The organism is Arsukibacterium sp., assembly GCF_033722355.1.
Classification (GTDB): Bacteria; Pseudomonadota; Gammaproteobacteria; order Enterobacterales; family Alteromonadaceae; genus Alishewanella.
This window is the reverse complement of the sequence record NZ_JAWVZF010000004.1, coordinates 47,817-55,224: the sequence shown is the minus strand read 5'-3', so window position 1 is coordinate 55,224 and position 7,408 is coordinate 47,817. Positions and strand designations below refer to the sequence as shown.

Below are 7,408 nucleotides of genomic sequence, written 5' to 3'. Positions count from 1 at the left end.
GGATAAAGATGAGACAGCAGCACATTGATTGCCAGGTAAGGCGCAAGTTGCTGCGGTTGGTCAGCAAAGCGGAATAAGCCTGGCAGCAACTTTGCTGCCAGGCCCAGAGTTAACAGCGCCAGTAAACATTGCCAGGGTAAACCTCCGGAAAGTACTCCTAAAATCAATATCAGATAACTTAGCATCAACTGCACAGTATAAACGCCAGCGCTATGCCGGCGGCCAATCACGATGGGTAAATGGCGCCGGCCAACCTGCCGGTCTGCTTCGACATCTGGAAACTGGTTTAATAGTAATAAATTGCTGACCAGCAGGGTGATAATAAACGCCAGCAGCCAGGCTGTGGCGCTGATGCTGCCTGATAATATCCAGTAACTGCCCAGTGTCATAAAGATGCCAAAGCCAAGCCCCGGTGCCAGTAAGCAAAGCAAAGGCCAGCGATTGATATACCTGGTGTAGCCATAAATCAGCAGCACACCGGGTAATCCAATTAGCAAGGGTTGCCAGTTCAGGGTGTAGCTCAGATATAAGCCACCGCCAATAACCAGTAGCATGCTGATAATACCCAGTAGCAGCGCCAGTTTAGCGGCGGCAGGATCGGTTACCAGAGTGCCACTGCCACCACTGAAAGGCGTGCGGAGCGTAAGAAAATCCAGGCCGGATTTAAAATCGAGATATTCGTTCAGTGCATTGACACTGATATGAGCGCATAATCCCACTGCCGTAATCAGGATAAGCAAACCAGGTGACAACGTATAGCCTGCCTGCCAGCTGGTGGCTGTGGCAAGTGCTATACAAACCAGCGTCAGGCTTAGAAAGTTAACCCGGGCTATACCGAAAAGCTGTTTTAGCAAAGTACACTCCCTTTAAAACACTGTGGCTGGAGAATAGCGTCAGCAGCCGGTTTAAAGCTTGATCTGCGACATTTTTTCGGCATTTATGTTGTAAACTGATAACGAATTGCTATTGTCGGTACTGTAAAACGCTGTCTGGCTTTTACCAACTTAAGGAATCTTAGATGCGTACGCTCATTGTAGTCTTGTCATTGTTGTTAGTGACAGCTTGCCAGAGCGCCTATTACTCCACCATGGAGAAAGTAGGTGTTCATAAAAGAGACATTCTGGCCGAACGGGTTAATAAAGCCCAGGCTGCCCAGCAGGAAGCTCAGCAGGAGTTTAAATCGGCCCTGGCCCAGTTTAGTACTCTGATTAAATTTGATGGTGGTGATTTACAGAAACAATATGAGCAAACCCATGAACAGTATCAGGATTGCAGTGAAGCGGCAGCATTAGTGTCAGAGCGGATAAACAGCATTGAAGATGTGGCAGAAGCCCTGTTTGATGAATGGCAGGAAGAGCTGGACATGTATACCAGCACCAAACTAAAGCAGGAAAGTGCTGCCAAGCTAAGAGCAACCCAGCGCCAATACCAGCAATTGATCAGCACCATGCGACAGGCAGAAAGTTCAATGGCACCGGTGCTGGATAGCCTTAGGGATAACAGTCTGTACTTAAAGCATAATCTGAATGCCCAGGCGATTGGCGCGCTTCGTGATGAGTTTGCCAGTATTGAGCGGGATATCACGAAACTTATCAATAATATGAACAAAGCAATTCGCGAATCACAACAATTTATTGCTACCCTTAAACAATAGACAACGGCAGTTTGCCCATTGTAATTAACCCGTAATGTAAAAAAGGAGATGACCATGCCAGGACAAGGTTCCGGAGGAAATGTAATCGCGGCGTTGTGTAATATTTTTATACCAGGCTTAGGGCAGCTGGTGCAGGGCAGGGTATTAGCTGCTTTGCTGTTTTTTGTGATCTGTGTGGTCGGTTATGCCCTGTGGTGGTTGATTATCCCCGCCATTATTGCAGCTATCGCGCATTTATGGGCCATTATTGATGCAGCACGGTTCCAGCCTCGGTTGTAGTAGCCAGATTGCAGCAAACGCCTGCTGCAGCTACTTTTAAAACGTTAACTTATAAAAGAAAGGGCGTTTATGACCGTGCAGCAAAGCATCATTATCCTTATTTTACTGGTCACGGTTGCTATGTTTCTGTGGGGTCGCTGGCGACATGACATGGTTGCGCTCGGCGCCCTACTGGCCTGTGTTTTTACCGGACTGATTGAAGCAGAAACCGCTTTTAAAGGGTTTGGTCATCCTGCGGTGATAACCGTAGCTTGTGTCTTGGTGCTCAGCAGGGCGTTGCAAAGCTCGGGCGCAGTGGATGTGTTAACCCGGTCTGTGTTACCGGCTAAAGCAGGCCCGACGGTCAGTATTGCCGCCTTAACTGTGCTGGCAGCACTGCTGTCGGGCTTTATGAACAATGTGGGAGCGCTGGCGTTGCTGATGCCGGTAGCAATACAGCTGGCCAACCGGTTAAAGCTGTCTCCCGGCCAGGTACTGATGCCCTTGTCGTTCGCGTCTATTCTTGGCGGCACCACGACGTTAATTGGTACCCCACCTAACCTGATCATTTCCGGTATTCGTCGTTCCGAAGGCATGCAGGGTTTCAATATGTTCGACTTTACCCCTGTCGGTGCCTCTCTGACTGCGGTTGGCCTGCTGTTTATTATTTTTATTGGCTGGCGGCTGGTACCCAGGCGCAAACAAGCCGGTACTGAAGGATTTGAAACCGGCGCTTATATCACCGAAGTTAAAATTCCCGAAGGTAGCAAAGCTGATGGCATGAAACTGCGCGAAGTTGAGGCTGTGCTGGATGATGCTGATGCACAGGTTGTGGGTCTTATCCGTAATGACTTTCGGGTCAACGCGCCTCATTCAGGCCGTTATCTGCGGGCACTTGATATTCTGATTATCGAGGCGGAGGCCGATGCCTTAACAAAAGTGCTGTCTGATTTAGGGCTGGTACTGGCGCACGCAAAACCGAAGACAGAATCTAAAACAGAGGAAGAAACCAAGGCGGACAGTGACGGTAAAACAAAGGAAACAAAAGACACGGATAATGACAGGCAGCGTAGTAAAGATGCAAAAAAAGCAAACGACAAAGCCCAGAGTGTTGGCGCCAGCTCTGCGGATACAACTGAGGACGCCGCAGAGATTGCTAAGAAAATTCCGGAGAAAGAGCGAAAGTCTGACGAGATTGTGCTGCTGGAATTGGCCATTTTACCCTCTTCAAGTTTAGTTAACCGCTCCGCCACCGACATGTTGTTGCGCACCCGTTACAGTATTAACCTGCTGGCCGTGTCACGCCATGGCCGGCGCTCAATGGCCCGGCTACGCTCAATGCGGCTTCGGGCCGGTGATTTACTGCTGATGCAAGGGGCGCCGGATGTGCTGCAGGATTTTGCCAATAGCACAGGCTGTGTGCCACTGGCTGAACGTGAGCTGCGTATTCCAGACAAACATAATGCCATTATGGCAACCGTCATCATGGTGCTGGCTGTTGCTTTGGCTGCGTTGGGTATTTTGCCTGCGGCGGTATCCTTTGCAGCCGGGGTACTGGCATCAATGGCGCTTCGTACTATCCCCTGGCGCTTGGTCTATGAATCTATTGACTGGCCGGTCGTTGTGTTGCTTGCCTGTCTGTTGCCGGTTGCTGGCGCTATGCAGAACACCGGCGCCGCCGGCCTGATTGCCAGCGCGCTACTCAACACGCTTGCTCAGGGCAATGCTGTGATCGGCCTGGCGGTTATTCTGATCACCACCCTTATTCTGACCGATTTAATGAATAATGCAGCAACGGCTGCCGTCATGGCGCCGATAGCGCTAGGTGCAGCCAACCAGCTTGGCGTTAATCCCGACACCTTTTTAATGGCTGTGGCAGTCGGGGCTTCCTGCGCTTTTTTAACGCCGATTGGCCACCAGAATAACACACTGATCCTCGGGCCCGGCGGTTTCAGATTTGGTGATTACTGGCGGATGGGGTTGCCTCTGGATGTACTGGTTGTGCTGGTGAGCCTGCCAGTATTATTGCTGGTGTGGCCGTTATGACGCTGGAAATCGCGCTGGTTCTGTTGCTGCTGATGACAGCTCTGCTGTTGTTTGTGACAGAATGGCTGCGGATGGATGTGGTTGCGCTGTTTATCCTGTGTGCGCTTGCGCTGCTGGGGTTGGTTTCACCGACAGAAGCCGTCAGCGGTTTCAGTAACCCGGCCGTCATTACTGTCTGGGCGATGTTCATTATGAGCGAAGGGCTGACCCGGGCAGGAATTGCTGACAGCATTGGCCGGCGGGTTATTCGTTTATCCGGCCAGAGCGAAACCCGGATGATCGTCGTCATTATGCTGGTAGCGGGCCTGCTGTCAGCCTTTATGAGTAATATCGGGGTCGTGGCACTATTGCTGCCGGTTACCGTAGAGGCAGCCCGGCGTTGCGGCATTCCGCCTGCCAAGGTGCTGATGCCGATGGCTTTTGGCGCCATGCTGGGCGGCCTGCTGACGCTTATTGGCACTCCGCCGAATTTATTGGTGAGTATTGCCCTGGAAAACAACAGTCAGCCGGGCTTCCAGCTGTTTGACTTTGCGTTTATTGGCTTGCCGGTGCTGCTGGCTGGCACCTTGTTTGTCGCGTTTATCGGCCGCCACTTGCTACCGGCTATTGACCCCGGTCGGGCCGGTTTAGCCGGCAGCCGCAATTTGAGTGATCAGTATGGTTTGCAGGACCGGATTTTTGCCCTGCGTCTGCCAAAGCCGTCCTTGCTGGCAGGGCGTACCCTGGAGGAATCAGGACTGATTAATACCGTCGGCCTGATGGTTATTGCGCTAACCCGGGGCAGGGAGACCTATACCCTGCCGGCACGCCAGACCGTACTTAAAGCGGGTGATATTGTGCTGGCGCAAGGTAAGTTTAACCGCTTTGAACGGCTGCGCAGCTGGAACTCGCTGACCATTGAACGTGAGGCGCCGATGCTGCATGAAAAACTACTGGCGGCCAGTGGGCTGGCTGAACTGGAGGTAGCCCCTGACGGACCCCTGAACGATGAGGTGCTGCAACATCACCGTTTTCGGGAAAATTATCAGCTGAACGTGCTGGCGGTAAAACGGCCCGGTACAACCTTGTACACCCGGCTGACTGATTTGTCGCTGGCTGCCGGCGACAAGTTGCTGGTGCAGGGCAGTCGTAATGCGATAGAGGCAATGGAAAAACAGCAGGCGTTCAGTTCGGTACTGCCTTTAAGTGCGGACGACGTCAAACGCCAATACCAGCTGGAAGAGCGCCTTTTTGTGCTTGGGTTACCGGTGGACAGCCCGCTGGTAGGCAGCACCTTTGCTGACAACCGGCTGGGCGATGCGTTTGACTTTCGTTTGCTGGGTTTATTCCGCCAGGGCGAAATCATTCAGCAGTTTCACTCTGATGACAAGCTGGAAGCGGGGGATTTATTACTGATCCAGGGCCGCGAAGAAGATTTGGATATCCTGCGTGGTTTTAAAGAATTAGAACGGTTAGACGATATGTCGCCGTACCTCGATTTGCTGGCCAAAGGCAAGCTGGAGCTGGTTGAGGCCACGTTGCATCCACGCAGTAAATACATCGGCCAGAGTGTCAACGCCCTGCAACTGGATAAGCGCTACAAAGTGGAGGTGGCGGCCATCTGGCGTGAAGGTCGCCCCTATCGCACTGCACTTGGCAGTATGTTACTGCAGCCGGGCGATGCCCTGCTGATTGTCGGGCCGCGCTCACGTCTGGCGCAATTGAATGACAGTGAGCATTTAATCGTGATGAACCCGGTTCAGGTTAAGCCGGTTAATGCCAGCAAGGCACCGCTTGCTGCTGGTTTAATGGCGTTAATGGTAATACTGACCGTCACCGGGGTTTTGCCCATCTACCTTGCCGCTATTCTGACGGCCACATCAATGGTAGCCAGTCGCTGTCTGAGTATGGAGCAGGCCTATGCCGCCATCGACTGGCGATCTATCTTTCTGATCGCCGGTATGCTGCCGCTGGGTCTGGCGATGCAGCATAGTGGGGCTGCGGCCTGGCTGGCGGCGGGTGTGCAAACGGGATTAGGTAATTATGGTCCGCTGGCGGTAATGGCAGGCTTATATCTGGTGACAGCAGTTGGTACCCTGGTAATACCGACAGTGGCGCTGGTATTGATTATGGCGCCGATTGGCCTGATGCTAAGCAATGCGCTGGGGGTAAGTGGTCAAAGTGCCATGATGGTTGTTGCTGTTGCCGCCACCAGTCTGGCCAGTCCGGTATCTCACGCCGCTAATACCCTGGTGATGGGACCCGGCGGCTACCGTTTTGTTGATTATCTGAAAGTTGGCGGGCCCTTAAGTTTGCTGCTGTTTGTGATCACGATGTTGTTGCTGCCATTGTTCTGGCCATTAAATAGCTAGCGACGATACCGGATATTATTGTTTATATCGAAAATATGCTTAATGAGTCAGTTCTGTTAAGGGGGCTTTCTGATCAGTAAACGTCAACTATCAGCACGGTATGGCCGTCGCCACTTAATCGATCAGCCGAGAAAATAAGATGTTGCACTGGCACCATCATGGCACAGAAAACCATGGCGATCTTAAGCTGATTATAGCGGTTGCGGTTAATGTTCTGCTGACCACCGCTCAGGTTATTGGCGGGGTCTTGTCCGGCAGCTTATCGTTGATTGCTGATGCATTGCATAATTTAAGTGATGCGGCGTCACTGGGCATTGCTTTGTTTGCCCGCAAGATTAGCAGAAAGCCTGCCAATGAGCTCAAAACCTTCGGCTATAAAAGGGCCGAGGTGATTGCAGCACTGATCAATCTTACCACGCTGATAATCGTTGGCCTTTATTTGATTTACGAGGCGTTATGGCGCTTTGCCAAGCCAGAAGAGATTGCAGGCTGGACGGTAGTGATTGTCGCAGGCCTGGCACTGCTCGTTGATATTATCACGGCTTTACTAACCTACACCATGTCTAAAAACAGCATGAATATCAGAGCAGCATTTATCCACAATTTGTCAGATGCACTGGCCTCCGTTGCTGTGATTATCGCCGGTACGCTTATTCTGCTTTATCAATGGTACTGGGTAGATACATTGCTAACCCTTCTTATCGCAGGCTATATATTGTGGCAGGGCTTTACAATGTTACCCAAAGCTATCCATTTATTAATGGAAGGAACACCCGCACATATTTCCATACCACAGGTGATCAGCGCGATGACCGCCGTGGACGGCGTTGCTAACGTCCATCATCTGCACATCTGGCAGCTGGATGAGCAGCATAACGCCCTTGAAGCCCATGTGGTGGTGAAATGCACCGAACTACAACAAGTCGAGAAAATAAAAACTGCGCTTAAGACATTGCTTTCAGAGCAATTTAATGTGGGACATTCAACTTTGGAGTTTGAACATGCCAGGCTGTCAGATTGCGATGAATTAGTGCATGAACATTGAATTAGCCAGCGACAGCGGCTGACTTATTTAGCGTTTTTTTATGATATTTTCGCC

At 51.4% G+C, this 7,408-nt stretch carries 6 protein-coding genes; 5 read left to right on the top strand and 1 reads right to left on the bottom strand.

Annotation, left to right across the window (positions count from 1 at the left end):
- A partial coding sequence (locus R3177_RS01140) for a prenyltransferase (protein ID WP_318969208.1) occupies positions 1-854 on the bottom strand: 854 nt, incomplete at its 3' end.
- Between the two features lie 164 nt (positions 855-1,018).
- Here R3177_RS01140 and R3177_RS01135 point away from each other — a divergent pair.
- From R3177_RS01135 to R3177_RS01115, 5 genes are all read left to right on the top strand, one after another.
- Entirely contained in the window at positions 1,019-1,654 is a 636-nt protein-coding gene (locus R3177_RS01135; protein WP_318969207.1) for a DUF2959 domain-containing protein, read from the top strand.
- A 54-nt stretch (positions 1,655-1,708) separates the two neighbouring features.
- Entirely contained in the window at positions 1,709-1,933 is a 225-nt protein-coding gene (locus R3177_RS01130) for a hypothetical protein (RefSeq protein ID WP_318969206.1), read from the top strand.
- 69 nt (positions 1,934-2,002) lie between these two features.
- Complete coding sequence (locus R3177_RS01125) at positions 2,003-3,958, top strand: SLC13 family permease (RefSeq protein ID WP_318969205.1); 1,956 nt, start codon at positions 2,003-2,005, stop codon at positions 3,956-3,958.
- On the top strand, positions 3,955-6,309 hold the full coding sequence (locus tag R3177_RS01120) for an SLC13 family permease (RefSeq protein ID WP_318969204.1): 2,355 nt from the start codon (positions 3,955-3,957) through the stop codon (positions 6,307-6,309). The genes R3177_RS01125 and R3177_RS01120 overlap by 4 nt, the downstream gene beginning before the upstream one ends.
- Positions 6,310-6,448: 139 nt before the next feature.
- Positions 6,449-7,354 (top strand): cation diffusion facilitator family transporter, encoded by a 906-nt coding sequence (locus R3177_RS01115; RefSeq protein ID WP_318969203.1) that lies wholly within the window; start codon positions 6,449-6,451, stop codon positions 7,352-7,354.
- Positions 7,355-7,408 lie beyond the last annotated feature (54 nt).